The sequence below is a fragment of the Saccharomonospora azurea NA-128 genome, from assembly GCF_000231055.2.
In the GTDB taxonomy this organism is placed as follows: Bacteria; Actinomycetota; Actinomycetes; order Mycobacteriales; family Pseudonocardiaceae; genus Saccharomonospora; species Saccharomonospora azurea.
Window position 1 is genome coordinate 4,294,907 of the sequence record NZ_CM001466.1, and the last position, 24,386, is coordinate 4,319,292.

Sequence of the window (24,386 nt, forward strand, 5' to 3'; positions counted from 1 at the left end):
GGGGTACGACGGTGGTTCTCCGCACCACGCACGCGGCGACCGGAACCGTCGCGGGGCGACACGACTGGCGATTGGTTCCGGCCGCCGCGACAGTGTGGGGCGGGTCCGCCCTCGGGCTGCTGTGGGGTTGGTGGGCGAGCCTGCTGTGTGGCATCACCGGCTGCGTCGCCGCGATGGTCCTGTGGCGATGGTGGGTGCCGCGAGACCGCGAGCGCCGCCGCTGGCGATCCGCCGCGGGAGCGTTGGCGGTGTGCGGGGTGCTGACGGCGTGGCTCACCGCCGCACGCCTGCACATCGTCGAGCACGACGGGTTGCGCGTGCAGGCACGCGACGGCGTCGACGTGACGCTGACCGTGGTCGTCGCGCAGCGGCCACGAGCCGTGCATTCCGACGGCTACGGCGGCCGGGCGGGTGGTGCGCGGTCGGTCCTCGTGCCCGTGGACGTCATCGCTGCGGTGTCCGAGGGCGAGCGCATCGACTCGCGGGGCCGGGTGTTGCTGATCGGCCCCACGGAGGACCTGTCCGGGGTCGTCGTGGGGCAGCGGGTGACGGTGCGCGCGACGCTGGCGCCCTTCCGGCCGCACGAGATGACCGTGGCGGTCGGGTACGTACGCGGTCCACCGGACGCGGAGGGGGAGGCGCCCTGGTGGCAGCGGTCGACCGAGTCGTTACGGCTGGCGTTCCGGGAGGTCGCCGGAGTGCTGGACGAGGAGTCGGCGGGCCTGCTTCCGGGCCTGGTGGTGGGCGACACCAGTGAGTTGCCGAGCCGGGTCGAGCAGGAGTTCCTCGATGCCGGGATGTCCCATCTGACCGCGGTTTCCGGGTCCAACGTGGCCATTGTGTGTGGAGCGGTTCTCCTCCTCGCCCGGGCGTTCCGATGTGGACCGAGATCCTCGGCGGTGCTTGCTGCGGTGGCTCTGGTCGGCTTCGTGGCGATCGTCGGCTACGAGCCCAGCGTTCTGCGTGCGGGTGTGATGGGGGCAGTGGGGTTGCTCGCCCTCGTGCTCGGGCGGCGCGGATCGGCTCTGCCCGCGTTGGCCGTGGCCGTGTGCGTGCTCGGGATTCTCGACCCCGAGATGGCCGTCAGCATGGGATTCGTTTTGTCGGTGGTGGCGACGGCGGGGTTGGTTCTGGTGGCACCGCGGTGGTCACGGGCGTTGTCGAGGCGAGGGTTTCCGCGGGTCGCGGCCGATGCCCTCGTGGTGCCGACGGTGGCGTTCCTCGCGACCGCACCGGTCATCGCCGGAATGGCGGGTGAGGTGAGCCTGGTGTCGATCGTGGCGAACCTGCTGGCGGCTCCGGTGGTGGCTCCGGTCACCGTGCTGGGAGCTGTGGCGGCCGTTCTCGGACCCTGGTGGCGTGATGCCGCGGTACTCGTGGTGCAGGTGGCCGGTCCGGGGGTCGACTGGCTCGTGCTCGTCGCGCGGCACGCGGCGGGCACACCCGGGGCGGTGCTGAGCTGGCCCGCCGGCTGGTGGGGCGCCCTCCTCGCGGCACTCGTGGTGGTGGTGCTCGTCGGCGGGTTGCGATATCGGCGCACGAGGTCGGTCGTGGCGGTGCTCGTCGTGCTGGTCTTGGTGGTCACCGTGCCGACGAGGCTCTTCAGGCCCGGGTGGCCGCCTGACGGCTGGGCGCTGGTCGCGTGTGATGTGGGGCAGGGGGACGCGTTCGTCCTCGCCACCGGTGAACCGGGGCGGGCCGTCGTCGTGGACACCGGGCCCGACCCGCTGGTGGTCGACCGGTGCCTGGAACGCCTCGACGTCGAGCGGGTCCCGCTGGTGGTGTTGAGCCATCTGCATGCCGACCATGTCGGTGGGCTGACCTCGGTGTTTGACGGGCGTGCCGTCGGAGCGGTGGCAGTGGGGCCGGGACGCAGCCCGCGGTGGGCGTGGGACGACGTCGTGGACACGGCTGCCGCACGCGGTGTGCCCGTGGTCGAACTGGCGGCGGGCGATCGGCTCACGTGGAGCGCACTGCGTCTCGACGTGCTGGCGCCGGACGCTCCCGGAGAGGTGACCGTCGCCGCTGCCGACGACGTCGACGGCAGCGAGGTCAACAACGCGTCGGTGGTGCTGCGAGCGACGACGGCGGTGGGGCGGGTCCTGCTGACCGGAGACGTGGAACTGGAGGCGCAGGCGAGCCTCCTCGCGTCGGGGGAGGATCTCAGGGCGGAGATTCTCAAGGTGCCGCACCACGGGAGCCGGTACACGCTGCGGGAATTCCTCAGCGCCGCGGCGCCCCGCATCGCCATCGCCAGCGTGGGGCCGGACAACTCGTACGGTCACCCGAGCCCGATGATTCTCCGAGTGCTTCGGAGTGGTGGAGCGCTCGTGGCACGCACCGACACCGACGGCGACACGGCCGTCGTGCTGGACGAGGGACATCCCGCCGTGGTGAGGCGGGGCCCGGAACCGAGGCGACGGTCCCCGGGCCCCGCGGTCACACTCAGGCGTCCAGCGCGGACTGCACGGCCTCCACCGACGGCCGCACGGTGGCCTTCGGGCCGACCCGGTCACCGAGCGCGTCGAGCGTCTTCAACCCGTCGCCCGTGATCAGCAGGACCGTTTCGGCGTCCGGGTCGAGCTGGCCGGACTCGATGAGCTTCTTCGCCGTGGCCACCGTGACGCCGCCCGCCGTCTCGGTGAAGATGCCTTCGGTGCGCGCCAGCAGTCGGATGCCGTCGACCACCTCGTCGTCGCTGACGTCCTCGATGGCTCCACCCGTACGTCGCACGGTGTCGAGAACGTAGGGTCCGTCGGCGGGATTGCCGATCGCGAGCGAACGGGCGATGGTGTCGGGCCGCACCGGCCGCACCACATCGTGTCCGTCGCGGAACGCCGCGGACACCGGTGAACAGCCGGACGCCTGGGCACCGAACACGCGGTACGGGCTCGCCTCCACCAGATCCAGCTGTGCGAGCTCCTGGAAACCCTTGTCCACTTTGGTGAGCTGGGAACCCGAGGCGATCGGAACGACGACCTGCTCCGGGATCCGCCAGCCGAGCTGCTCGGCGACTTCGAAGGCGAGGGTCTTGGACCCCTCCGAGTAGTAGGGGCGCACGTTGACGTTGACGAACGCCCAGTTCTCGTGTTCCGCGGCCAGTTCGGTGGCAAGCCGGTTGACGTCGTCGTAGTTGCCGTCCACCGCGATCAGGGCGCCGTCGTACACCGCCGTGGTGAGCACCTTCGCCCGCTCCAACGACGAGGGGATCAGCACCACGGACTGCCACCCCGCCCGGGCGGCCGCCGCGGCGACGGCGTTGGCCAGGTTCCCCGTGGACGGGCAGGCGAGAGTGTCGAAACCGAACTCGCGCGCCGCGGCCAAAGCCACGGCCACGACCCGATCCTTGAACGAATGTGTGGGGTTGCCGGTGTCGTCCTTGATCCACAAACGACGGACGCCGAGTTCCTTCGCGAGTCGGTCCGCGCGCACCAGCCGCGTGCAACCCGGCTCGGTGTTCGGGATCTCCTCGACGTTCGACGGGACGGGCAGCAGCTTCTTGTACCGCCAGATGTTGCGCGGACCCGACTCGATGTCCTCGCGGCGCACGCGCCCGAAGTCGTAGGCGACTTCCAGAGGCGAGAAGTCGTGCTGGGAGACGAACTCCGGAGCCAGCGGCTGACGGTGGCCCTCTTCCTTCGACACCAGTTCCACGGCGGGGCCGAGCTCGACGGTGCGGCGGGAGGGCGTGGGCACAACAGCAGTCATCGCGAGGTCCTTCCTCATCTTTCCCGCTGACGCGGGACGGAATTGGCACCGTTGTCGTCAGCTACCTCGCGGAATCCGAGATGACAGGCTGACGCCGGTTGCCGGGGCTTCAACGGGCCGGTCCCTCTGCCCCCTCTGGATGAGCTATTCACTTGTGATCGCCTCGGCGGTCCGAAACGACGACACAGAGCGTACGACATGCCCCCCGCCGCACGCCATGCCCCGGTGCCTCCGGGTGCTCGTGGCAGGATCGAGGCGTGAGTCGTCCAGCCACCACGCCGCCACCGCTGCACCTCGTGCTCGGTGAGGAAGAACTGCTCGTCGAACGGGCTGTGCGGGAAGCGCTCGACACCGCACGCCTCGCCGACCCGACGGCCGACGCCACCCGGATCCGTGTGAGCGACCTCACGCCTCCGCAGTTCGTCGAGCTGGTGAGTCCGTCGCTGTTCAGTGAGGGCCGGGTCGTCGTGCTCGACGCCGCGCAGGACATCAATCAGGAGAACGCCGACGCCGTCCTGTCGTACATCGCCGACCCCGCCGACGGCATCGTGCTCGTCGTGGTGCACAGCGGAGGTGGGCGGAGCAAGGCCGCGAAGGCGCTGCCGGCGGCGCTACGCAAGGCCGGTGCGGTCGTCACGGAATGCGCGAAGATCACCAAGCCCGCCGAGCGGGAGTCGTTCGTCCGCAACGAGGTGCGCCGCGCCGGGGGACGGATCGACGCCGCCGGAGTGGTGGCGCTCGTCGATGCCGTGGGCGCGGACCTGCGCGAGTTGGCGTCGGCGGCGGCGCAGCTCGTGGCCGACTCGGGCGGCTCGATCGACGAGGAGGCCGTGCGCCGCTACCACCGGGGCCGCGCCGAGGTGACGGGTTTTCAGGTCGCCGAGAAGGCGGTCGCCGGCGACCGCGCGGCGGCGCTGGAGTCGCTGCGGTGGGCGCAGCAGATCGGGGTCGCCCACGTCCTCGTGGCGGACGCCCTCGCCGATGCGGTGCGCACGATCGCCCGGGTCTCGGCGGCCGGTCGGGGCAACCCGAACCAGATGGCGGGTCAGCTGGGCATGCCCCCGTGGAAGATCCGGAAGGCGCAGGGCCAGTCGAAGGGCTGGAGTTCCGCGGGCCTCGCGGCGGCCATGCGGGTGGCAGCGCGCGTGAACGCCGAGGTCAAGGGCGCCGCCGCCGACCCGGAGTACGCCCTCGAACGCGCCGTGCTCGACATCGTGGCGGCCCGCAAACAGCGGTGACGCACATGCGAAAACCCCCGGGCGGACGTCCGCACCGGGGGTTTCTCATGCTCACGACCTGACCGGTCGCTCAGAGCTTGTTGACGCGCACCGCCATCGCCGACTTCTTGTTGGCGGCCTGGTTCTTGTGGATGACGCCCTTGGTCACGGCCTTGTCGAGCTTGCGCGCGGCCTCGCGCTGCAGCTCCACGGCCTTGGCCTTGTCGCCGGCGTCGGCGGCCTCGCGGAACTTGCGCACGGCGGTCTTCACCGCGGACTTGACCGACTGGTTGCGCACGCGCGCCTTCTCGTTGGTCTTGATGCGCTTGATCTGGGACTTGATGTTGGCCACGAGGGCGCTCCTTCGTCTCCTTGGCGGTTGGCGTCGCCGCGCTGTCACGGCCCCGGTTCTCGCGATCCGGGTTTCCTCCCCTGCGGAATGCCGCACGGCAACAGTCCCACAGCCTAGCAACGTCGTCGCGGCCGCGAACGGCACGCCCCGGCGACCCGGTCGTGAGACGGTGGAACGCATGGACGTGCTGAGCAGCCGCATTCTGCTGAACCCGAAGGACCCGGCCGTCACGACGGCGTTCTACCGCGACATCCTCGGTCTGGCGATCTACCGGGAGTTCCCCGGCGGCACGGTGTTCTTCCTCGGCGGAGGATTCCTGGAGATCGTCGGCCGCAGCGAGTCCGGGCCCGCGGAGAACGTGTCCCTGTGGCTCCAGGTCCGCGACCTCGACGCCGTCGCGGCCGAACTTCGCGGCAAGGGCGTCGTGCTCGACCGCGAACCGCGCCGCGAGCCGTGGGGTCTCGACGAAGCGTGGCTGTCGGACCCCGACGGGACGCGGATCGTGCTGGTGGAGATCCCGGCCGACCATCCTCTGCGGGTCGACGTACGCACGCCGTGACGGCGGCCGGCGCTCAGCCGGCCCGCCACGCCCGAAGTTGCACGGCCCGGCCGGCGAGCAGGCTCGGAGGCTGCCACACCCACGTCTGCACGTCGGTGAAGCCGGCCGCCTCCAGTTCCTTCGCCAGCTGGTGGCGGTCGACGGGAAGCCACTTCTCGTGTGCGGAGAGCACCATGCGGCCGCCGGGGCGCAGCACCCGGTGCAGTTCGGCGAACGCCGCCGCCCTGTCCTCCCACAGATGGAGGTTGTTGACGCCGAGGACGACGTCCACCGACTCGTCGTCGGCACCGGTCCGCGCGGCGGTGGCGTGCCGCAGGACGACGGTGCCCGCCTCGACGGCCTCGGAACACCGCTGGGCGCACAGTTCGAGCATCTCGTGTGACGGGTCGACGCCGATCACCTGGCGCGCGTGTTCGGCGGCCGCCGCAAGGCCGACTCCCGGTCCGGGGCCGACGACCAGTACGGATTCCTCCGCCGTGGGCTTCGCGACGGCCACGACATGGTGTTCGGTGGCCGCGTTGCCCCGGGCCATCACCACTCCGCCGAGACGGCCGAGCGGGCCGCGCGGATGTCCGAAGGCGCGGTCGAGTACCTGTCCGAGAGAGCTCATACTCCGAGGTCAGCACGAAAGCGCCGCACGCGCATCGGGGATCACCCGGGGATTGAAGCGAGGCGTGGCATGGGAACATAGGGCTGACCAGCCACGAATGACCCCGAGGTACGAGTGACACAGCCACGCCCGTCAGCCGACGCCACGTTCACACCGCCGGAGTTCATCCGCAACTTCTGCATCATCGCCCACATCGACCACGGCAAGTCCACCCTGGCCGACCGCATGCTGCAGCTCACCGGTGTGGTCGAGGAGCGCACGATGCGGGCCCAGTACCTCGACCGCATGGACATCGAGCGGGAACGGGGCATCACGATCAAGGCGCAGAACGTGCGCCTGCCGTGGCGGCACGAGGGGCAGGACCACGTGCTGCATCTGATCGACACCCCGGGCCACGTCGACTTCACCTACGAGGTCTCCCGCGCCCTGGAGGCGTGCGAGGGTGCGATTCTGCTGGTCGACGCGGCGCAGGGCATCGAGGCGCAGACGCTCGCGAACCTGTACCTGGCTCTCGACAAGGACCTCCACATCATCCCGGTCCTCAACAAGATCGACCTGCCCGCGGCGGATCCGGAGAAGTACGCCGCCGAGCTCGCGGGCATCATCGGGTGCGATCCCAGCGACGTGCTGCGGGTGTCGGCCAAGACGGGCGAGGGCGTGCGCGAGCTGCTCGACCAGGTCGTCACGCAGGTACCGGCCCCGACGGGGGACAGCGAGGCTCCTCCGCGGGCGTTGATCTTCGACTCCGTGTACGACACCTACCGTGGCGTGGTCACCTACATCAGGGTCGTGGACGGCAAGATCACGCCGCGCGAGCGCATCAAGATGATGTCCACGGGTGCCACGCACGAGCTGCTCGAGGTCGGCATCATCTCTCCGGAGCCGAAGGCGTGCGAGGGGCTCGGGGTCGGTGAGGTCGGCTACCTCATCACCGGTGTCAAGGACGTCCGGCAGTCGAAGGTCGGCGACACGGTGACCTCGGAGCGCAAGGGAGCTCCGGAGCCGCTGGCCGGCTACCGCGAGCCTGTGCCGATGGTGTTCTCGGGGTTGTATCCCCTCGACGGCTCCGACTACCCCGATCTGCGTGAGGCGCTCGACAAGCTGCAGTTGAACGACGCCGCGCTGAGCTACGAGCCCGAGACGTCGGTGGCGCTGGGCTTCGGGTTCCGCTGCGGGTTCCTCGGGCTGCTGCACCTGGAGATCACCAGGGCGAGGCTCGAACGCGAGTTCGGGCTCGAACTGATCGCCACCGCGCCGAACGTCGTCTACCAGGTGTTCATGGAGGACGGCACCGAGCACATCGTCACCAACCCGTCGGACTGGCCGACCGGCGGCAAGATCGCGGAGGTGCGCGAGCCGGTCAGCAAGGTGACCGTGATCGCTCCCTCGGAGTTCATCGGCGCGATCATGGAACTGTGCCAGGGCAAGCGCGGTCAGCTGCTCGGCATGGACTACCTGTCGGAGGACCGCGTCGAGCTGCGCTACAAGCTGCCGCTCGCAGAGATCATCTTCGACTTCTTCGACGCGCTGAAGTCGCGCACGCGCGGATACGCCTCGCTCGACTACGAGGAGGCGGGCGACCAGGCGTCCGACCTGGTCAAGGTGGACATCCTGCTGCAGGGCGAACCGGTGGACGCGTTCTCGGCGATCGTCCACAAGGACGCGGCCTACAGCTACGGCAACCGGATGGCCACCCGGCTGCGCGAGCTGATCCCGCGGCAGCAGTTCGAGGTGCCGATCCAGGCCGCCATCGGTTCGCGCATCATCGCCCGCGAGACGATCCGGGCGATCCGCAAGGACGTCCTCGCCAAGTGCTACGGCGGTGACATCTCGCGGAAGCGCAAGCTGCTGGAGAAGCAGAAGGAAGGCAAGAAGCGGATGAAGACGGTCGGCCGCGTCGAGGTGCCGCAGGAGGCCTTCGTGGCGGCGCTGTCGACCGGCGACGGTGACAAGGGCGACAAGACCGACAAGGGCAAGGGCAAGGGCAAGAAGTAGGCCGGTTTCCGGCTGGTCCACACCTGTGCTCGGCGTTCCCGCGCGAGAACCGGTGGGCGCGTCACGGGGGCTTCGGGCCTCTTCGTACGCTGGTGCCATGTTCGACAGCCTGCGCGTGCCCGTGATCGCCGCGCCCATGGCCGGTGGCCCCTCCACGCCCGAACTCGTCGCCGCGATGGGACGGGCGGGAGCCTTCGGATACCTGGCCGGTGGGTACCTCACCGCCGCGAGCCTGGCCGAGCAGATCGCCACCGTCCGTCGCCTGTCGGACGCCGCGTTCGGGGTGAACCTCTTCGTCCCCGGCATCCGATCCATTGTGGACTTGAGCGGGTACGTCGAGCGGGTGGGCCGCGAGGCCGAGCGGTACGGGACACAGGCCGGCGAACCCCGCTGGGACGACGACGGCTACTCGGCCAAGCTCGATCTCCTCGTCGAGTCGCGCGTGCCCGTGGTGTCGTTCACCTTCGGTGTGCCCTCCGACTCGGACGTCGACCGGTTGCACGAGGTGGGCACCACGGTGGTGGTCACGGTCACGTCCCCGGAGGAGGCTCGCGAGGCCACCGAGGTGGGCGCCGACGCGCTGTGCGTGCAGGGTTTCGAGGCGGGTGGCCACCGGAGTGTGTTCCACGACGACCCCGACGACCCGTGCGGGGGGCCGCTGTACGGGCTGCTGGCCGGACTGCGCCTGTGCTCCGCGGTCACCGACCTGCCCCTGGTGGCCGCGGGCGGGATCGTGCGGGGAGCCGACGTCGCCGCCGTGCTGACGGCGGGAGCGGTGGCCGCGCAGCTGGGCACCGCGTTCCTCCGCGCCGACGAGGCGGGCACGAACGCCGTGCAGCGCAAAGCTCTCGACGACGGTGGCCGTCCCACCGCGGTGACGCGTGCGTTCAGCGGTCGCCCGGCGCGGGGCCTGGTCAACCGGTTCCTGCGCGAGCACACCGACCACGCGCCCGCCGCTTACCCGCAACTGCACCGGCTGACCAAGCCCGTGCGGGCGGCCTCCGGCCAGGCGGGCGATCCCGAGGCCATGTCGCTGTGGGCGGGCCAGACGTACTCGCTGGCCGGCGGCGGCGCGGCAGACGAGATCGTCCACACGCTGTGGGACGAGGCGCGCGAGGCGCTGCGGCGGGCGACCCGCCGGTTCGAGTAGGGCTGGGCCGCAACGAGTCGGCACGCGACGCGGCGGAGCCGGGCGGAGCCGCTCGCCGCGTCGCGCCTGTCCCGTCAGCGGGTGAAAACGATCTTGCCCGCGGTGCGGCCCTCGAGCATGTCGGAGAAACCGGTGGCGGCCTCGCTCATCGGCAGTTCGGCGCCGATCTGCGGGCGGATCCCGGTGAGGTCGACGTAGGAGAGCAGATCCGCCAGTTCGTCGCGGGTGCCCATCGTCGAGCCGACCACGCGCAGCTGCAGGAAGAACACACGCTGAAGGTCGGCGCTCGGGTCCGGTCCGCTCGTTGCGCCCGAGACCACGACGATCCCACCGGGCTTCAGCGACTTCAGGGAGTGGCCCCACGTGGCCTTGCCCACCGTCTCGAACACGGCGTCCACCCGCTCCGGCAGCCGGGCACCCGGTTCGAAGGTCGCGTGAGCGCCGAGCTGCTCGGCCAGCGCACGCTTCTCCTCGGTCCGGCCGGTGACCCACACCCGGATCCCGGCGGCCCTGCCGAGCTGGACGAGCGCGGTGGACACGCCGCCGGACGCGCCCTGCACCAGCATCGTCTGTCCCGGACGCAGTCCGGACTTGACGAACAACATGCGGTAGGCGGTCAGCCACGCCGTGCCCATCGTGGCGGCTTCCGCGAAGGACAGCCCCGCGGGCTTCGGCAGCACGTTGCGGGCGGGCACCACCACACTGTCGGCGAACGTGCCCTGGTACTTCTCCGTCAGCAGGGTGCGCTTCGGGTCGAGGGTGTCGTCCCCGCGCCAGGCCGGGTCGTTGACGACGGAGTGCAGCACCACCTCGGTGCCGTCGTCCAGCACCCCCGCCCCGTCGCATCCGAGGATCATCGGGAACTGATCCGGCTTGATGCCGACACCCCGCAGAGTCCAGATGTCGTGCATGTTGAGGCTGGCCGCGCGCACCGACACCCGCACCCAACCGTCGGGCACCTCGGGGTCGGGCCTCTCACCCACGACGAGCGAGGACAGCGGATCGTCGGCGTTCGGTTCTTTGGCGTAGACGGCGAACATGGCGCCAACCTACCTGGCGTAGGCTCGTCAGCGTGTTCGACGGAGTGGCCCGCTGGTGGGACGGCTTCGAGCTGTGGCTCGCTCAGCAGTGGTTCCCGATTCAGTTCGTGCTGGTGGCCGCCGTGCTCCTTCCGCTCAGCGTCGGGATGGCGTGGGTGATTCACCGCGGAGTGGACGTGGTGGCCGACCGGCTCGGTGGCCTGCGCAGAACGTCGTCGTCGGCGGAAGGGTCGGGCAACGACGGTGGAAAGGGGAGCTCCGATGCTGTCTCGTAGGCGCATCAGGATCGCCCTCGTCGCGCTCCTTGTGCTGGCGCTCGTGGGGTGGTTCGCGCAACAGGCCTTCGGGGTTGGAAATGTGGCCCCCATCGGCGGTAGCCTGCCGGGCGCGGTACCGATAACCGGGGACGTGCCGACGTGCGAGGTCCTCGCGGTTCCGCAACCGGACGGTGCGATCCTCGGCACAAGGGAGACGTTGGTGGTGCAGACATCAGCCGGTCACTGCGAGGTGGAAAACCTGCAGCACGTCACGGTGGACATGCCGTGATGACCGTCAAACCCAAGCTCGACTCGAAGACGCTCGCTGATCAGGCACGCGCCCGCGGTGCGTACCCCCATGTGGTGGACACGGCGGCGTACGCCGACCGCGGGAGCACGCTCGACGCCATCGCGTCGGCGCTGTCACTGCCCGAGCACTTCGGGCGCAACCTCGACACGTTGTACGACGGGTTGACCGACCTGTCGTGGCTGCCGCCGGGCGAGCACGTGCTGATCTGGCGGGCCTCCGAGGTCCTGAAGCAATCCGATCCCCGGTCGTACCTCGCGGTGCACGGGGTGCTGTCGGACGCCCAGCGGGCGCTCACGCCCCGGCACGGGCGGCGGGACGGGCGTCGTCTGACCGTCGTCCTCGCCGACTGAACCGGGTCTCGGGTCCACCGTCGTCCCTGGGTTCTGCCGACGGGCGTCGGGTGGACCCGAGACTCTCGCGTCAGGAGCCCTCGGGCACCCAGTTCGGGGCGCGCTTCTCGCCGAACGCGGCGATGCCCTCCTGGCCCTCCTCACTGGCGAAGAACCCGGCGGACAGCTGCTGCATCCGCTCGAAGGTCTCGCTCATCGTGAGCGCCGTGTCACCCTGCAGCAGTTCCTTCGTGGCGGCTAGCGCCTTCGGGCCGCCCCGGACGAGCGAGGCGACGTAGCCGTCGACGGCGGCGTCGAGTTCGACGGCGGGCACCGCGGCGTTGAGGAGACCGATCCGGGCGGCGCGCTCGGCGTCGAACACCTCGCCCGTGAGGAACAGCTCGTGCGCGGCGCGGGCCGTGAGCCGGGGCAGCACGGTCACCGAGATGACGGCCGGGACGACGCCCAGCCGGACCTCGGTGAAGGCGAACGTGGCGGTGTCCGCCGCGACCGCGATGTCGGCGGCGGCGACGATGCCCACACCGCCCGCGCGGGCCGGACCGGCGAGCTTGGCCACGACCGGCTTGGGGCTCGTCCACAGGCGGTGAAGCAGCGCCGGGAACTCGTTGACGCCCTGCTGGTCCGCTCCGGCGCCCCTGGCTTCCTTGAGGTCCATGCCCGCGCAGAACACCGGCCCGGTGTGGTCGAGCACGACGACCCGCACGGCGTCGTCGCCGAGAGCCCGGTCGAGGTGGTCGCTGAGCTCCGAGCGGAGTTGGGCGGAGAGGGCGTTGCGGTTGTGCGGGGAGTCGAGAGTGATCGTGGCGACTCCCGCCGCGGTGGTGTAGTGCACCAGTTCGTCAGCCATGGTCCACACCTTGGCACAAGCCGCCGGCTCCCCGATGCGTCGTGTCCGCGCCTCACGCACGCGTGTCCGCACTCTGCGCACGCGTGTCCGCGCCTCACGCACGCGTGTTCGCGGTTCCCCGACGCACGCTGCCCCGAAGGGGACCGTCGTTCGTCCCGAACGTCGATGCTGTCAGCGCGTGGGTGACGTCGCCTTCCGCGGTGGCGCGCTCTTCCACACGACAGCGTCGAGGTCGCGTCGGTGTCGTGTTCCGTTGGGGCAGTGGTGCCGAAGTACGGACACGCGTTCGGGAAGTGCGGACACGCGTGCGCAGGACGCGGACACGCGTTCGGGAAGTGCGGACACGCGTGCGCAGGACGCGGACACGGTGTCGTCAGGCCGTGCGGCGCTCCGGATGCCGCGTCCGGTGGGGCGTCCTGGTTGTGAGGGCTTCGGTGTAGCGGCGCAGGACGACCTCGGCGACCCGGACGTCGGCGCCGAGGGGGCGGGCCACGGGTACCTCCGCGTCCACCTGCCCCGTCAGCCGCGCCACGCGGTCGGGCAGGAGGCCCGGGGCGAGGAACCACGAGGCCACGGCGAACCGCCGGGCACCGCGGGCGCGCAGCGCGGCCAGAGCCGACGCCACGTCGGGCCGGGTCGCCGTGGCGAACGCCGCGATCGTCGGGACGCCGTGCCGTTCCTGCCAGGAGCGGGCGAGCGCGTGGACGGCCTCGTTGGCCGGAGCGTGCGACGACCCCACCGCCGCGAGTACGAGCCCCAGGCCCGCAGCGTCGACGTCCACACCGGTGTCGGCGACGCGGTCCAGCGCCACGGCCTGCAGCGCCGGGTCGGTACCGAGGACGTCGGCGACGGTGACCTCCAGCCGCGGCAGCCGCGCGGTGACGTCCGCGACGAGCCCGGGGAGGTCGACCCGGGCGTGGTAGGCACTGCCCAGCAGCAGGGGCACCACCACGACGTGGCGGTGCCCCTCGCCGTGGAGGTCGGTGAGCAGGTCGTCGACCCGTGGTTCCGACAGGTCGAGGAACGACACCCGCACGTCGACGTCGCTGTCGAGCCTGCGCAGGACCGCGGCGAGGTCGCGCACGGTCGCCGCGGAACGGGCGTCGCGGCTGCCGTGCGCCACCACGGCGAGGACGGGTCGCGGGCTCATGCGCGCTGCAACACGCCGAAGCGTTCGCCCACGAGGCCGGCGGCGAGGGTGTCGCCGTCCGCGGGATCGATCACCAGGAACGCGCCCGTGCGCGGACTGTCGGAGTAGTCGTCGACGGGCAGCGGCTCCGACGAGCGCAGGGTGACGGATCCGATCTCGTTCAGCCCCAGGGTGTCGGGAGCGGCGACCGTGGAAAGGGTCTGCTCGTCGAACCGGGAGCCCAGCTCCTGCACCAGTGCCTGCACCGTGCGGGTGCCGTGCTTGACGAGCACCCTGGCGCCCGGCGTCAACGGCTTGGGCGACAGCCAGCACAGGGTCGCGGTGAACTCGTCGGTCACGGTCGGTGCCGCCGACGCCGCCGCGATCAGGTCTCCGCGTGCGATGTCGATGTCGTCGGTGAGCAGCACCGTCACGGACGTGCCCGCGCCCGCCTCGTCGAGCGGACCGTCCGCGGTGTCGATGCGCTCGACCGTGCTGCGCAGCCCCGCGGGCAGGACCACGACCTCGTCTCCGGGCCGGACGGTGCCCGCGGCGATCTGCCCGGCGTATCCGCGGTAGTCGGGGTGCTCCGGAGTGCGCGGCCGGATGACGTACTGGACCGGGAAGCGGAACGCCGCCTCGTGCGGGTTCGGTGCGACGGGCACGGTCTCCAGGTGTTCCAGCAGTGTGGGGCCCTGGTACCAGGGGGTGTGCTCCGACCGGGTGGCGACGTTGTCGCCGTGCAGTGCCGACACCGGGATGGTCAGCACCGTGTCGTCGGTGTAGCCGAGGGAGGTGGCGTGGCCGGTGAACTCCTTGGCGATGACCGAGAACGCCGCCTCGTCGTGGTCGATCAGGTCGATCTTGTTGACGGCGAGCACCAGCCGCGGCACGCCGAGCAGAGCCAGGACGGCGGCGTGGCGCCGGGTCTGCTCCACCACGCCCTTGCGGGCGTCCACGAGCAGGACGGCGAGCTGCGCGGTCGAGGCGCCGGTGACGGTGTTGCGCGTGTACTGCACGTGCCCCGGCGTGTCCGCGAGCACGAAACTCCGTTGCGGCGTCGCGAAGTACCGGTACGCGACGTCGATCGTGATGCCCTGCTCGCGCTCGGACCGCAGACCGTCCACGAGCAGCGAAAGATCCGGTGTGGACAGACCTTTGTCGACACTCGCGCGCTGCACGGCGTCGAGCTGGTCGGCGAGTACCGACTTGGTGTCGTAGAGCAGCCGGCCCACGAGGGTCGACTTGCCGTCGTCCACGCTGCCCGCCGTGGCCAACCTCAGCAGACTCGACATCAGAAGTACCCCTCCCGCTTGCGGTCCTCCATGGCGGCTTCCGAGAGCCGGTCGTCGGCCCTCGTGGCCCCGCGCTCGGTGAGCCTGCTGGCCTGGACCTCCGCGATCACCTGCTCGACGGTTGTGGCCGTGGACTCCACGGCACCGGTGCACGAGCCGTCGCCGACGGTGCGGTAGCGCACCATGAGCTCCTGGACGTCCTCGCCGTCGCGGGGGCCGCCCCACGGGCCGTCCGTGAGCCACATGCCGTCGCGGCGGAACACCCTGCGCTTGTGCGCGTAGTAGATCGACGGCAGCTCGACGTTCTCGCGGGCGATGTAGTTCCACACGTCGGCTTCGGTCCAGTTGGACAGGGGGAAGACGCGCACGTGCTCGCCGGGGCGGTGCCTGCCGTTGTAGAGGTTCCACAGCTCCGGCCGCTGGCGCCGCGGGTCCCACTGGCCGAACGCGTTGCGGAGGCTGAAGATGCGCTCCTTGGCGCGGGCGCGTTCCTCGTCGCGCCTGCCGCCGCCGAACACGGCGTCGAAGCGGTGTTCGGTGATGGTGTCGAGCAGCGGTTGCGTCTGCAGCGGGTTGCGGGTGCCGTCGGGGCGTTCCTGGAGGCGACCGTCGTCGATCCAGTCCTGGACCTTCGCGACGACGAGCCGAAGCCCGTACTTCTCCACCACGTGGTCGCGGAACCGGATGACCTCGTCGAAGTTGTGGCCGGTGTCGACGTGGAGGAGGGGGAACGGCACCGGTGCGGGCCAGAACGCCTTGATCGCGAGGTGCAGCAGCAGCGTGGAGTCCTTGCCTCCGGAGAACAGGATCACCGGCCGGTCGAACTCGCCTGCGACTTCGCGGAAGACGTGCACCGCCTCCGACTCGAGGGCGGCGAGGTTGTCCCGCGCCGCGTCCGTCGCGGTCTGCGCAGTCGTCATGAAATCCTTTCCCTTGGCGTCGAACGGAAGGCGGCGGACGTGTCAGGCGTGCAGGCCGCACTCGGTCTTCGAGGTCCCGGCCCACCGGCCACTGCGCGGATCGGCACCGGGGGCCACCTTCGCGGTGCAGGGGGCGCAGCCGATCGACAGGTATCCCTCCCCGACGAGCGGGTTCTGCAGGATGCCGTTGCGGTGCAGGTAGTCGTCGAACTCCTCGTCCGTCCAGGCGGCGATGGGGTTGACCTTGACGAGGCCGTTGCGCTCGTCCCACGTGACGATCGGCGTGTTCGCGCGCGTCGGCGCGTCCACGCGGCGCACACCGGTGATCCAGCACGAGTACGTCGCCAGGGTGCGCTGGAGCGGGATGACCTTCCGCAGGTGGCAGCACCGGTTGGGGTCGCGTTCGTGGAGTTTCGGGCCATACTCGGCGTCCTGTTCCGCGACGGTCTGGTCGGGCAGGGCGTCGACGATGCGGACGTCCGGGTAGACGGTGGCGACCGCGTCCCGGACCCCGATCGTCTCAGCGAAGTGGTAGCCGGTGTCGAGGAAGAGCACGTCGATGTCGGGTTTGACCTTCGCGGCGAGGTCGATGAGCACGGCGTCCTGCATGTTCGACGCGACGATGAGGTCGTCGCCGAACCGCTCCACCGCCCACCGCAGTGCCTCGTCGGCGTCGGCCTCGGCCAATCTCTCGGCCGCCTCGGCCGCCACCGTCCTGAGTTCGTCTCGCGAAGCCGCTGCGGTCATCGACTTACCTCCGGTATCCGCAAACCGACGAATTGCACCGAGAAGACCCGCCGGCAGGCGGCACACAGCCAGGCCGTGCCGTCCTCCGGCCGAAGATCCTCGTCGCCACAGTACGGACAATGGAACGGTGTGGCACGCGTGGGCGTGGTCGGCTCGCTCATACCAGCAGCGCTTCCTCGGCGCGGGCGACCCACTGGGCGAACCGTTCGCCGTCCTCGCGGTGGGCGACGTAGTTGCGCACGACCCGTTCCACGTAGTCCGTCAACTCGGCGGCGGTGACTTTGTGCCTCCGGAGTTTACGGCCGAAACCGGCGTCCAGACCGAGGCCGCCGCCGAGGTGCACCTGGAAGCCCTCGACCTGCTTGCCCTCGGCGTCGGTGACGATCTGTCCCTTCAGTCCGATGTCGGCGACTTGGATGCGCGCGCACGAGTTGGGGCAGCCGTTGAGGTGCACGCTCACGGGGTGGTCGAGACCGGACTGGATGTCGGCCAACCGCCGTTCGAGGTCCTCCACCAGCCGGGCCGCGCGGGCCTTGGTCTCCACGATCGCGAGCTTGCAGAACTCGATGCCGGTGCAGGCCATGACGCCCCGTCGCCACGGTGACGGGTCGGTGGTCAGACCGGCTTCGGCGAGTGCGGCGCGCAGGCCCTCGATCTCCGATTCCGGGACGTCGAGGACGACCAGCTTCTGCTGCGGCGTGAGTCGCACGCGGGTGGACCCGGCCCGCTCGGCGGCCTTGGCGGCGGCCAGCAGCATCGAGCCGGACGCGCGCCCGGCGACGGGAGCGGCGCCCACGTAGTACAGCCCGTCCCGCTGCCGGTGCACGCCGATGTGGTCGAGAGGCTGTTCGGGAACGTCGGGAGCCGGGCCGTCGATCAGGGGCCGCCCGAGGTACTCGCGTTCGAGCACCTCGCGGAACTTCTCGGCACCCCAGTCCTTGACCAGGAACTTCAGCCGCGCGCGGGAGCGCAGCCTGCGGTAGCCGTAGTCGCGGAAGACGCCGACCACCCCGGCCCACACGTCGGGCACCTCGTCCAGGGGCACCCAGGCGCCGAGGCGGACGCCGAGCATGGGGTTGGTGGACAGACCACCGCCGACCCACAGGTCGAATCCGGGGCCGTGCTCGGGGTGGTGCACACCGACGAACGCGACGTCGTGGATCTCGTGGGCGACGTCGGCCAGTCCGGAGATCGCGGTCTTGAACTTGCGCGGGAGGTTGGCGAACTCGGGCGCGCCGATGTAGCGGCGGCGGATCTCGTCGATCGCGGGTGTGCCGTCGAGTACCTCGGCGGCGGCGATGCCGGCCACGGGCGAACCGAGGATCACGCGGGGGCTGTCGCCGCACGCTTCCATGGTGGACAGGCCGGCGGCCTCCAGCTTCGCCCAGATCGTGGGCACGTCCTCGATGCGGATCCAGTGGTACTGGATGTTCTGCCGGTCGGTGATGTCGGCCGTGTCGCGGGCGTAGGTCTGGGACAACTCGCCGAGCAGTGCGAGCTGGTGGGTGGTGAGCGCGCCGCCGTCGCTGCGGACGCGCATCATGAAGTAGCGGTCTTCGAGCTCTTCCGGTTCCAGGGTGGCCGTCCGGCCACCGTCGATGCCCGGCCTGCGCTGGGTGTAGAGGCCGTACCAGCGGAAACGACCCCGGAGGTCGCCCGGGTCGATCGAGTCGAATCCACGCTGCGCGTACACGGTCTCGATCCGCTCGCGCACGTTGAGCGGTGGATCGTCCTTCTTGGACCGTTCGTTGGCGTTGAGCGGTTCCCGGTAGCCGAGAGCCCACTGGCCTTCACCGCGTGGACGTCGGGTACGGGTGGCACTGCCGGCGTTCGAGGCCATGTCGCGGTGTCCTCCGGGCTGGTGTCGTCGAGTTGTGGTGGGGGAAGCCGCAGCGGGTCGGTGCCGGTGGCGGCACGAGGGCGGCGGGGGTCGGGCGGCGCAGCGCGGGAGCAAGCCGCCGGGGCCGGTCAGCGGCGGCAGAGGCTGCTGTTCACGCGCAGGTAGTCGACGTGGCGTCGCACCACGAGAAACACTCCTGCTGAAGTCACGAGGTCACCGTCGCACGCGGTCCGAGGTGCGTCCAGGACGGTTCGCATCGTGGGAAGCGGCCTCCGACGAGCTGGCCGCGGTGTGCTCGACAGTGGGTTCACGGACGGGTCTCGACGCCGCCGACCTCGGTCGATGCGCCGGGTGCGACACTGGTCCGCGTGGGTGAGTCGACCGTTTCGTTCGAGCTTCCCCCCGCCGCCGTGCGGGGGGTGGGCAGCCGTCCGTTCGGCGTGTACGTGCACGTCCCGTTCTGTGCGACGCGCTGCGGGTACTGCGACTTCAACACCTACACGGCGGGGGAACTCGGCACTGCCGCCTCGCCGGAGTCGTGGCTCGACGGCCTGCGCAGGGAACTCGACCTCGCGGCACAGTTGCTGGGCGCTCCGCCTGCCGCGGACACGGTGTTCGTGGGCGGTGGAACCCCGTCCCTGCTCGGCTCGGACGGGTTGGGGCACGTGCTGGACGCGGTCCGCGCGTCGTTCGGCCTCGCCTCCGACGCCGAGGTGACCACGGAGTCGAACCCCGAGTCCACGTCTCCGGAGTTCTTCGCGGGGCTGCGTGAGGCCGGCTACACCCGGGTGTCGCTCGGCATGCAGTCGGCGGCGCGGCACGTCCTCACGGTGCTCGACCGGGTGCACACCCCCGGCCGTCCGGTGCGCGCGGCCGCCGAGGCGCGCGCGGCGGGCTTCGAGCACGTCAACCTCGACCTCATCTACGGCACACCCGGAGAGCGGACCGAGGACCTCCGGGCGTCGGTGGACGCGGTGCTCGACGCGGGTGTCGATCACGTGTCGGCGTACGCGCTGATCGTCGAGGAAGGCACGGCGCTGGCGCGCCGGGTGCGGCGAGGGGAGATCCCGGCCCCCGACGACGACGTTCTCGCCGAGCGCTACGAGGTGATCGATTCGATGCTGTCGGCGGCGGGGCTGCGGTGGTACGAGGTGTCGAACTGGGCGGCCTCGACGCAGGCCCGGTGCCGGCACAACCTCGGCTACTGGCTCGGTGGCGACTGGTGGGGCGCGGGCCCCGGTGCACACAGCCACGTGGGCGGTGTGCGCTGGTGGAACGTGAAGCATCCCGCGCGGTACTCGTCGGTGCTGGCCGACGGCGCCCTTCCGGTGGCGGGGCACGAGCGGCTCAGCGAGGACGACGTTCACCTCGAACGCGTGATGCTCGAACTGCGGCTTGCCGAGGGGTTGCCGCTGGACGCGCTCGACGCCGGGGGAGTGGAGGAGGCCCACCGCGCCGTGGCCGACGGGCTGCTCGAACGCGGTGCGCTGGCCGACGGCCGGGCGGTGCTCACCGACCGGGGACGGCTGCTGGCCGACGCCGTCGTCCGCCGACTCGTGACGTCGTGACCGGCGACACTACGACCGCTGCACGACGCGGATCTGCAAGCCCGCGCGCGACAGGCGGTTGAGGAGCGCGTCGCCCATGGCCACCGCCGTGGTGACCTGACCGGACGTGTCGGGCAACTCGTCGAACGCCAGGCACAGGGCCGACTCGGCGAGCATCTTCGCCGTCTCGTCGTAGCCGGGGTCGCCTCCGGCGAACTCGGTGACGACCCGCTCGCCGCCGCCCTCACCGACGAAGCGGACGGAGAACCAGGACTGCAGGCGCCGCTGCTCGCTCGGCCCTTCGCCCGGTTTGCGCAGGTTGGCGAGGGCTTTGCGCGCGAAGGGGAGCTGGGCGAGCAGGCCGAGGGCGGCGAGGCCGAGCGCGCCGGCGACGACCACCGGGCCTCGCTTCACGGCGGCGTAGTGCCGGTAGGTGAAGGCCGGGCCGTACCGGTCGAGCGCGGCGGCGGAACGACCGACGATCTGCGGGTCGATCGTGGGCAACGGCACCATCCACCGACCCACCTCGCGGTCGCGGTAGAGCAGGCCCTTCGAGACGCGGATCCGGCGGTCGGCGGGGCGCTTCTCCACCTCGCGTCGGCGGCGTGCGACCTGCGCCATCTGCGTGGGGCGGGAGAACGCGGTGAGCGCGGAGGCGTAGGTCCCGCCGGAGAACTCCGCGTGCGCGCGCACCTGCCCCTCCACGGTGAGCGGGACGGACCTCGGGAGGTGCTGCACGGTGAAGTACACGCCGAGGTCGTACGGGACGGAGTCGAAGCCACAGGCGTGGACCAGGCGAGCCCCGGACTCACGGGCGGTCTCGTGGTGGGCGAGGTACATGCGGTCGACGAACTCCGGTTCGCCGGTGAGGTCGACGTAGTCGGTGCCGCTGCGGGCGCACGCCGCCACGAGCGGCTCGCCGTACTGCAGGTAGGGGCCCACCGTGGTGATCACCACTCGGGTGTTCTCCGCCAGGCGGCGCAGCGACTCGGCGTCGGTGACGTCGGCTTCGAGCAGCGGGAGGTCGGCGCAGTCCTCGTTGATGCGGGCCAGGCGGTCGCGTAGGGCGGCGAGCTTCGCGCGGTTGCGTCCCGCCAGCGCCCACCGGCTGCCGCGAGGGGCGTGGCGCGCCAGATACTCCGCCGTGAGTCCGCCGGTGAATCCGGTGCCTCCGAAGAGAACGAGGTCGTGGTCCCGCTCGCCCATGGTGTCCCTCCGTAGCGTCGACGTGTTCTATGCGTAACACGTCGTAGGGGCCACGGGCGCCGGAGGTGACGAGAGTCAAGCCGGTCGGACGGGCCTTTTCCGTGCCGGCACAGATTGAAAAGCGTCGCGCCGGGGTAATTGCTCGATCATGACCGAGAACCACGACCTGGCACCCGAGGCGGACGTCACCGACCAGCAGCTTCCCGTCACCGACTCGGCCGACCACCCGGTCGAGCCGTCCGTGCCGATGGAGGCCGACCCCGCCGACGCCGCCGACCAGGCCACTCCGGTCCCACACGACGAAGACGACGAATTCCGTCCGGGTACCTGAGGTGTGAGCTTCTCGCAACCGGGGTAAACGGCCCCCACTGACGCGGTTCGCACGAGCACGGAGGTGACACCACCGATGGCCGACACGTCTCGCCTGCCCACTCCTGTCGCCGAGGTCTGGGAGTGGCAGCGACACGGCAATTGCCGGAATCTCGACAGCTCCGTGTTCTTCCATCCTGACGGAGAACGGGGCTTCGCGCGCGCCGACCGCGTGGCGCGGGCCAAGGAGATCTGCCGTACCTGCCCTGTGATCGTGCAGTGCAGGCACCACGCCCTGACGGTGCAGGAGCCGTTCGGAGTCTGGGGCGGACTCGACGAGACGGAACGGCGTGAGGCGATCGCCCGGCGCAAGAAGCTCCAGCCGACGGCCTGACCCGCGCACCTCGCTCGTCGTCCGCCATCGGAAAAGGAGTTCAGGTGCGGCTGGGGTACACATTGCTCACCGAGCAGTCCGGACCGCGTGCTCTCGTCGGGCACGCGGTCCGTGCCGAGCAGGCCGGTTTCGACTTCGAGGTCATGAGCGACCACTACTCGCCATGGCTCGACTCGCAGGGGCACGCGCCGTACGCCTGGAGCGTGCTGGGTGCGGTCGCGCACGCCACCGAGCGCGTGGAGCTCATGACGTACGTGACCTGCCCGATCATGCGCTACCACCCCGCGGTGGTGGCGCAGAAGGCGGCGACGATCCAACTGCTGTCCGACAACCGGTTCCTGCTCGGACTCGGTGCGGGAGAGAACCTCAACGAACACGTGGTGGGCACCGGCTGGCCGCCCGTGAACGTTCGCCACGCCATGCTCGGCGAGGCGTTGCAGATCATCAACGACTTGTTCGACGGCGGCTACACCAACTTCGTGGGAGACCATTACCGGGTCGACTCCGCGAAGATCTGGAGTCTTCCCGAGGTCCGCCCGCCCGTCGGTGTCGCGGTGTCGGGAGAGGCGTCGGTGCGACGGTTCGCGCCGTTGGCCGACGCGCTGGTGGCGGTGCAGCCGGAGTCGTGGCTGTGTTCCCTGTGGGACGAGGTCCGCACGACGAGCAACGCGGAGCCTTCCCGCAAGATCGGCCAGTTGCCGGTGTGCTGGGACACCGATCGCGACGCGGCCGTCGCTCGCGCGCACGACCAGTTCCGCTGGTTCGCGGGCGGCTGGAAGGTCAACGCCGAACTGCCGGGGACGCAGGCGTTCGCCGCCGCCACCCAGTTCGTGACTCCGGACGATGTGGCGGCGTCCATCCCGTGCGGAGCGGATGTCGATCGGGTCGTCGAGTCGGCCCGCGCGTTCTTCGACGCGGGATTCACCGACCTCGCGTTGGTGCAGATCGGCGGCGAGCACCAGGAGGTGTTCCTCGACGCCGCCGAGCGGGAGTTGTTGCCCGCGCTCCGCGAGGCGGCCTCGCGCTGATCGCCCGCCGGTCACGGCGGCTGCAGTGAGTCCGGCGACGCGGTGGCCAGTGAACGCAACCGGGCCAGGGCACGATGCTGGGACGTGCGCACGTTGCCCGGCGAGAGCCCGAGAGCCCGAGCGGTCTCGCTCGCCGACAGCCCGACGACGACGCGGAGCACGAGGATGTCGCGCTGCCGCCGCGGCAACTGGCGGAGCAGACGGCCCAGCTCGTGGCCGAGATCGGCGTTGACCAACCGCCGTTCCGGATCGTCGCGATCGTCGACGGGCACGTCGGGAGGATCGGGCGTGGGGTGGCTCCGCTCGCGGGCGGCCCGACGGAACGCGTCGGCCACTTTGTTCGAGGCGATCGCGCGGACGACGAACAGGAACGAACCGCCGCGATCGCGATAGTGCGGCAGTGCCTGCAGAACGGCGACGCAGATGTCCTGAGCCACGTCGTCCGCGCAGACGTAGCCCAGATCGCGCCTGCCCAGCCGGGAACGGCAATACTTGCGGATCGCAGGCGCGATGAGGCGGGTCAGGGCACGGACGGCCGCGGCGTCGCCGTGGGCGGCATCGTGCACCACCGGATCGATCTGTGCCGTGGTGAGGAACGCACTGTCCACAGGGGGCGCTGAGGGAACCGGGGACACCGACGGCACCGTGGGAGTGACGGGGTGTGTCGGCGGTATTGAGGATACTGATGGCACTGATGGCACTGACGGCACTGTCGGCTCCACGCGGATGACGGGCGCCGTCGGTCCGGCAGCGGCGCGTGGGCGTGCGGTGTGTGTCCGGTCGCGACAGTCCCGGCGCGGGGAGTGGGGCCGGGTGCGGCCGTGTCGTCATGCTAGGCGGTCGGCTTCCCCGAGAGCCAGGGTGCGCGCCGAGTCAACCTCCGACCGGGGTCCTACCGGGTCACCGGAGAGACGCCACGAGCGCGAGCAGGCACGAGAGGCTCACCAGAACGGCCACGGCGAGGAGTGCGGACCTCGGTGCCTCCCGGGGAGTGCCGCGGCGGAACTCCCGATCGCGCTTCGTCCCGACGACCGTGAGCAGGGCGGCGGCGACAGCGGTGCACGCGGCGGCCGCCGTGAGTGCGCTCCAGCCCGTGTGCGCGGTGTGGTAGAGCAGCAACAACGACACCACGCCCGCGCCGAGGGCGCTGCGCTGCCAGGCCAGCCCGGTTCGCTCGGCGGGCAGACCTCGACCCGAATCGTCGGTCATACCGTCACCACCAGGATGGCGGCGACGAGGGTGATCACCAGTACGACCGCCGAGACGACAGGCAGCAGTGGACTGCGGGGAAGTCGCCCGCCCCGGCGCATCGCGCGCTGGATGCGCCACCAGCGTGGGTAGGCGAGGGCCGCGAGCAGCGCGGCCAGTCCGATGCACAGGTTGGCGAGGAGACTGCGGGCGGGCTCGTTGCCGAGCCCGGGCAGAAGCTGGTGCACCGCCACGCCGCCCGCGACGAGCCCCAGCGAGGTACGGATCCAGGCCAGGAACGTGCGTTCATTGGCAAGGGTGAACCGGTAATCCGGTTCCGTCTCGTCGTCGCGCTCGGTCACGGCGACGGAGTCACGTGCCGGGGCCG

At 70.8% G+C, this 24,386-nt stretch carries 27 protein-coding genes and 1 riboswitch; of the genes, 12 read left to right on the forward strand and 15 right to left on the reverse strand.

Annotation, left to right across the window (positions count from 1 at the left end):
- Positions 1-11 precede the first annotated feature (11 nt).
- Entirely contained in the window at positions 12-2,552 is a 2,541-nt protein-coding gene (locus SACAZDRAFT_RS19885; RefSeq protein WP_005444616.1) for a ComEC/Rec2 family competence protein, read from the forward strand.
- Here the strand turns inward: SACAZDRAFT_RS19885 and thrC are convergent.
- Positions 2,446-3,708, reverse strand: coding sequence for a threonine synthase (gene thrC / locus SACAZDRAFT_RS22670; protein WP_005444617.1), 1,263 nt, complete (start codon positions 3,706-3,708; stop codon positions 2,446-2,448). The two genes, SACAZDRAFT_RS19885 and thrC, sit on opposite strands and share 107 nt — an antisense overlap.
- An 11-nt stretch (positions 3,709-3,719) precedes the next feature.
- Positions 3,720-3,854, reverse strand: a riboswitch (SAM riboswitch).
- Positions 3,855-3,965: 111 nt separating this feature from the next.
- Here thrC and holA point away from each other — a divergent pair.
- Positions 3,966-4,946 (forward strand): DNA polymerase III subunit delta, encoded by a 981-nt coding sequence (gene holA / locus SACAZDRAFT_RS19900; protein ID WP_005444618.1) that lies wholly within the window; start codon positions 3,966-3,968, stop codon positions 4,944-4,946.
- A 70-nt stretch (positions 4,947-5,016) separates the two neighbouring features.
- On the opposite strand, the gene rpsT is transcribed toward holA, so the two are convergent.
- A complete protein-coding gene (rpsT, locus tag SACAZDRAFT_RS19905) occupies positions 5,017-5,277 on the reverse strand; it encodes a 30S ribosomal protein S20 (RefSeq protein WP_005444619.1) in 261 nt (86 codons plus the stop codon).
- Positions 5,278-5,455: 178 nt separating this feature from the next.
- On the opposite strand from rpsT, the gene SACAZDRAFT_RS19910 reads away from it, so the two are divergent.
- A complete protein-coding gene (locus tag SACAZDRAFT_RS19910) occupies positions 5,456-5,836 on the forward strand; it encodes a VOC family protein (protein WP_005444620.1) in 381 nt (126 codons plus the stop codon).
- 13 nt (positions 5,837-5,849) lie between these two features.
- Here SACAZDRAFT_RS19910 and SACAZDRAFT_RS19915 read toward each other — a convergent pair whose 3' ends face one another.
- Complete coding sequence (locus SACAZDRAFT_RS19915) at positions 5,850-6,446, reverse strand: class I SAM-dependent methyltransferase (protein ID WP_040927830.1); 597 nt, start codon at positions 6,444-6,446, stop codon at positions 5,850-5,852.
- A gap of 114 nt (positions 6,447-6,560) precedes the next feature.
- On the opposite strand from SACAZDRAFT_RS19915, the gene lepA reads away from it, so the two are divergent.
- Both lepA and SACAZDRAFT_RS19925 read left to right on the forward strand, forming a co-directional pair.
- Positions 6,561-8,441, forward strand: coding sequence for a translation elongation factor 4 (gene lepA / locus SACAZDRAFT_RS19920; protein WP_005444623.1), 1,881 nt, complete (start codon positions 6,561-6,563; stop codon positions 8,439-8,441).
- Between the two features lie 97 nt (positions 8,442-8,538).
- Positions 8,539-9,591: an NAD(P)H-dependent flavin oxidoreductase gene (locus SACAZDRAFT_RS19925; protein WP_005444624.1), complete on the forward strand. Its 1,053-nt coding sequence runs from the start codon at positions 8,539-8,541 to the stop codon at positions 9,589-9,591.
- A gap of 74 nt (positions 9,592-9,665) precedes the next feature.
- Here the strand turns inward: SACAZDRAFT_RS19925 and SACAZDRAFT_RS19930 are convergent, their stop codons facing one another.
- Positions 9,666-10,631 carry a zinc-binding dehydrogenase gene (locus tag SACAZDRAFT_RS19930; protein ID WP_005444625.1) on the reverse strand — a complete coding sequence of 322 codons (966 nt, stop codon included), beginning with the start codon at positions 10,629-10,631 and terminating at the stop codon, positions 9,666-9,668.
- Positions 10,632-10,663: 32 nt separating this feature from the next.
- On the opposite strand from SACAZDRAFT_RS19930, the gene SACAZDRAFT_RS19935 reads away from it, so the two are divergent.
- Genes SACAZDRAFT_RS19935 through SACAZDRAFT_RS19945 form a run of 3 tightly spaced genes read left to right on the forward strand, consistent with a single transcriptional unit; the run spans position 10,664 to position 11,548 of the window.
- On the forward strand, positions 10,664-10,906 hold the full coding sequence (locus SACAZDRAFT_RS19935) for a hypothetical protein (RefSeq protein ID WP_005444626.1): 243 nt from the start codon (positions 10,664-10,666) through the stop codon (positions 10,904-10,906).
- A complete protein-coding gene (locus SACAZDRAFT_RS19940; RefSeq protein ID WP_005444628.1) occupies positions 10,893-11,177 on the forward strand; it encodes a hypothetical protein in 285 nt (94 codons plus the stop codon). Before SACAZDRAFT_RS19935 ends, SACAZDRAFT_RS19940 begins: the two co-directional genes overlap by 14 nt.
- Complete coding sequence (locus tag SACAZDRAFT_RS19945; RefSeq protein WP_005444629.1) at positions 11,177-11,548, forward strand: barstar family protein; 372 nt, start codon at positions 11,177-11,179, stop codon at positions 11,546-11,548. The genes SACAZDRAFT_RS19940 and SACAZDRAFT_RS19945 overlap by 1 nt, the downstream gene beginning before the upstream one ends.
- A gap of 70 nt (positions 11,549-11,618) precedes the next feature.
- On the opposite strand, the gene SACAZDRAFT_RS19950 is transcribed toward SACAZDRAFT_RS19945, so the two are convergent.
- From SACAZDRAFT_RS19950 to SACAZDRAFT_RS19975, 7 genes are all read right to left on the reverse strand, one after another.
- Positions 11,619-12,395, reverse strand: a complete 777-nt coding sequence (locus tag SACAZDRAFT_RS19950) for an enoyl-CoA hydratase-related protein (RefSeq protein ID WP_005444630.1) — start codon at positions 12,393-12,395, stop codon at positions 11,619-11,621.
- 373 nt (positions 12,396-12,768) lie between these two features.
- On the reverse strand, positions 12,769-13,545 hold the full coding sequence (locus tag SACAZDRAFT_RS19955) for a sirohydrochlorin chelatase (protein ID WP_005444631.1): 777 nt from the start codon (positions 13,543-13,545) through the stop codon (positions 12,769-12,771).
- Positions 13,542-14,819, reverse strand: a complete 1,278-nt coding sequence (locus SACAZDRAFT_RS19960) for a sulfate adenylyltransferase subunit 1 (RefSeq protein WP_005444632.1) — start codon at positions 14,817-14,819, stop codon at positions 13,542-13,544. The genes SACAZDRAFT_RS19955 and SACAZDRAFT_RS19960 overlap by 4 nt, the downstream gene beginning before the upstream one ends.
- Positions 14,819-15,739 (reverse strand): sulfate adenylyltransferase subunit CysD, encoded by a 921-nt coding sequence (gene cysD, locus SACAZDRAFT_RS19965; protein ID WP_005444633.1) that lies wholly within the window; start codon positions 15,737-15,739, stop codon positions 14,819-14,821. The genes SACAZDRAFT_RS19960 and cysD overlap by 1 nt, the downstream gene beginning before the upstream one ends.
- A 42-nt stretch (positions 15,740-15,781) precedes the next feature.
- Positions 15,782-16,486 carry a phosphoadenylyl-sulfate reductase gene (locus tag SACAZDRAFT_RS19970; RefSeq protein WP_005444634.1) on the reverse strand — a complete coding sequence of 235 codons (705 nt, stop codon included), beginning with the start codon at positions 16,484-16,486 and terminating at the stop codon, positions 15,782-15,784.
- On the reverse strand, positions 16,483-16,647 hold the full coding sequence (locus SACAZDRAFT_RS23935) for a hypothetical protein (RefSeq protein ID WP_005449776.1): 165 nt from the start codon (positions 16,645-16,647) through the stop codon (positions 16,483-16,485). The genes SACAZDRAFT_RS19970 and SACAZDRAFT_RS23935 overlap by 4 nt, the downstream gene beginning before the upstream one ends.
- Positions 16,644-18,326 carry a nitrite/sulfite reductase gene (locus SACAZDRAFT_RS19975; protein WP_005444636.1) on the reverse strand — a complete coding sequence of 561 codons (1,683 nt, stop codon included), beginning with the start codon at positions 18,324-18,326 and terminating at the stop codon, positions 16,644-16,646. Before SACAZDRAFT_RS19975 ends, SACAZDRAFT_RS23935 begins: the two co-directional genes overlap by 4 nt.
- A 368-nt stretch (positions 18,327-18,694) precedes the next feature.
- Between SACAZDRAFT_RS19975 and hemW the strand changes: the two genes are divergently transcribed.
- Entirely contained in the window at positions 18,695-19,894 is a 1,200-nt protein-coding gene (gene hemW, locus SACAZDRAFT_RS19980) for a radical SAM family heme chaperone HemW (RefSeq protein ID WP_005444638.1), read from the forward strand.
- Positions 19,895-19,903: 9 nt separating this feature from the next.
- Here hemW and SACAZDRAFT_RS19985 read toward each other — a convergent pair whose 3' ends face one another.
- The gene (locus SACAZDRAFT_RS19985; protein ID WP_005444640.1) at positions 19,904-21,079 is read right to left on the reverse strand and encodes a saccharopine dehydrogenase family protein; all 1,176 of its coding nucleotides are present in this window, start codon (positions 21,077-21,079) and stop codon (positions 19,904-19,906) included.
- Positions 21,080-21,227: 148 nt separating this feature from the next.
- On the opposite strand from SACAZDRAFT_RS19985, the gene SACAZDRAFT_RS19990 reads away from it, so the two are divergent.
- From SACAZDRAFT_RS19990 to SACAZDRAFT_RS20000, 3 genes are all read left to right on the forward strand, one after another.
- Entirely contained in the window at positions 21,228-21,410 is a 183-nt protein-coding gene (locus SACAZDRAFT_RS19990) for a hypothetical protein (RefSeq protein WP_005444642.1), read from the forward strand.
- 75 nt (positions 21,411-21,485) lie between these two features.
- Positions 21,486-21,782 carry a WhiB family transcriptional regulator gene (locus tag SACAZDRAFT_RS19995; protein ID WP_005444655.1) on the forward strand — a complete coding sequence of 99 codons (297 nt, stop codon included), beginning with the start codon at positions 21,486-21,488 and terminating at the stop codon, positions 21,780-21,782.
- A gap of 44 nt (positions 21,783-21,826) precedes the next feature.
- The gene (locus SACAZDRAFT_RS20000; protein WP_005444656.1) at positions 21,827-22,810 is read left to right on the forward strand and encodes a TIGR03557 family F420-dependent LLM class oxidoreductase; all 984 of its coding nucleotides are present in this window, start codon (positions 21,827-21,829) and stop codon (positions 22,808-22,810) included.
- Between the two features lie 11 nt (positions 22,811-22,821).
- On the opposite strand, the gene shbA is transcribed toward SACAZDRAFT_RS20000, so the two are convergent.
- The 3 genes from shbA to SACAZDRAFT_RS20015 all read right to left on the reverse strand — a co-directional run bounded on the left by shbA (position 22,822) and on the right by SACAZDRAFT_RS20015 (position 24,360).
- Entirely contained in the window at positions 22,822-23,418 is a 597-nt protein-coding gene (gene shbA / locus SACAZDRAFT_RS20005; protein ID WP_005444672.1) for an RNA polymerase sigma factor ShbA, read from the reverse strand.
- Positions 23,419-23,710: 292 nt separating this feature from the next.
- Positions 23,711-24,019, reverse strand: coding sequence for a DUF202 domain-containing protein (locus tag SACAZDRAFT_RS20010; RefSeq protein ID WP_005444674.1), 309 nt, complete (start codon positions 24,017-24,019; stop codon positions 23,711-23,713).
- Complete coding sequence (locus tag SACAZDRAFT_RS20015; protein WP_005444676.1) at positions 24,016-24,360, reverse strand: YidH family protein; 345 nt, start codon at positions 24,358-24,360, stop codon at positions 24,016-24,018. Before SACAZDRAFT_RS20015 ends, SACAZDRAFT_RS20010 begins: the two co-directional genes overlap by 4 nt.
- Positions 24,361-24,386: the final 26 nt, after the last annotated feature.

Bases quoted from the DNA above. Each gene is read 5' to 3' on its own strand.
- SACAZDRAFT_RS19960 (WP_005444632.1), bottom strand. From the start codon at position 14,819: ATGTCGAGTCTGCTGAGGTTGGCCACGGCGGGCAGCGTGGACGACGGC.
- SACAZDRAFT_RS19945 (WP_005444629.1), top strand. From the start codon at position 11,177: ATGACCGTCAAACCCAAGCTCGACTCGAAGACGCTCGCTGATCAGGCA.
- SACAZDRAFT_RS20010 (WP_005444674.1), bottom strand. From the start codon at position 24,019: ATGACCGACGATTCGGGTCGAGGTCTGCCCGCCGAGCGAACCGGGCTG.
- SACAZDRAFT_RS23935 (WP_005449776.1), bottom strand. From the start codon at position 16,647: ATGAGCGAGCCGACCACGCCCACGCGTGCCACACCGTTCCATTGTCCG.
- SACAZDRAFT_RS19930 (WP_005444625.1), bottom strand. From the start codon at position 10,631: ATGTTCGCCGTCTACGCCAAAGAACCGAACGCCGACGATCCGCTGTCC.
- SACAZDRAFT_RS19950 (WP_005444630.1), bottom strand. From the start codon at position 12,395: ATGGCTGACGAACTGGTGCACTACACCACCGCGGCGGGAGTCGCCACG.
- SACAZDRAFT_RS19995 (WP_005444655.1), top strand. From the start codon at position 21,486: ATGGCCGACACGTCTCGCCTGCCCACTCCTGTCGCCGAGGTCTGGGAG.
- thrC (WP_005444617.1), bottom strand. From the start codon at position 3,708: ATGACTGCTGTTGTGCCCACGCCCTCCCGCCGCACCGTCGAGCTCGGC.
- SACAZDRAFT_RS19915 (WP_040927830.1), bottom strand. From the start codon at position 6,446: ATGAGCTCTCTCGGACAGGTACTCGACCGCGCCTTCGGACATCCGCGC.
- SACAZDRAFT_RS19970 (WP_005444634.1), bottom strand. From the start codon at position 16,486: ATGACCGCAGCGGCTTCGCGAGACGAACTCAGGACGGTGGCGGCCGAG.
- cysD (WP_005444633.1), bottom strand. From the start codon at position 15,739: ATGACGACTGCGCAGACCGCGACGGACGCGGCGCGGGACAACCTCGCC.
- SACAZDRAFT_RS19990 (WP_005444642.1), top strand. From the start codon at position 21,228: ATGACCGAGAACCACGACCTGGCACCCGAGGCGGACGTCACCGACCAG.
- SACAZDRAFT_RS19975 (WP_005444636.1), bottom strand. From the start codon at position 18,326: ATGGCCTCGAACGCCGGCAGTGCCACCCGTACCCGACGTCCACGCGGT.
- SACAZDRAFT_RS19925 (WP_005444624.1), top strand. From the start codon at position 8,539: ATGTTCGACAGCCTGCGCGTGCCCGTGATCGCCGCGCCCATGGCCGGT.
- SACAZDRAFT_RS19955 (WP_005444631.1), bottom strand. From the start codon at position 13,545: ATGAGCCCGCGACCCGTCCTCGCCGTGGTGGCGCACGGCAGCCGCGAC.
- SACAZDRAFT_RS19940 (WP_005444628.1), top strand. From the start codon at position 10,893: ATGCTGTCTCGTAGGCGCATCAGGATCGCCCTCGTCGCGCTCCTTGTG.
- SACAZDRAFT_RS19910 (WP_005444620.1), top strand. From the start codon at position 5,456: ATGGACGTGCTGAGCAGCCGCATTCTGCTGAACCCGAAGGACCCGGCC.
- SACAZDRAFT_RS19985 (WP_005444640.1), bottom strand. From the start codon at position 21,079: ATGGGCGAGCGGGACCACGACCTCGTTCTCTTCGGAGGCACCGGATTC.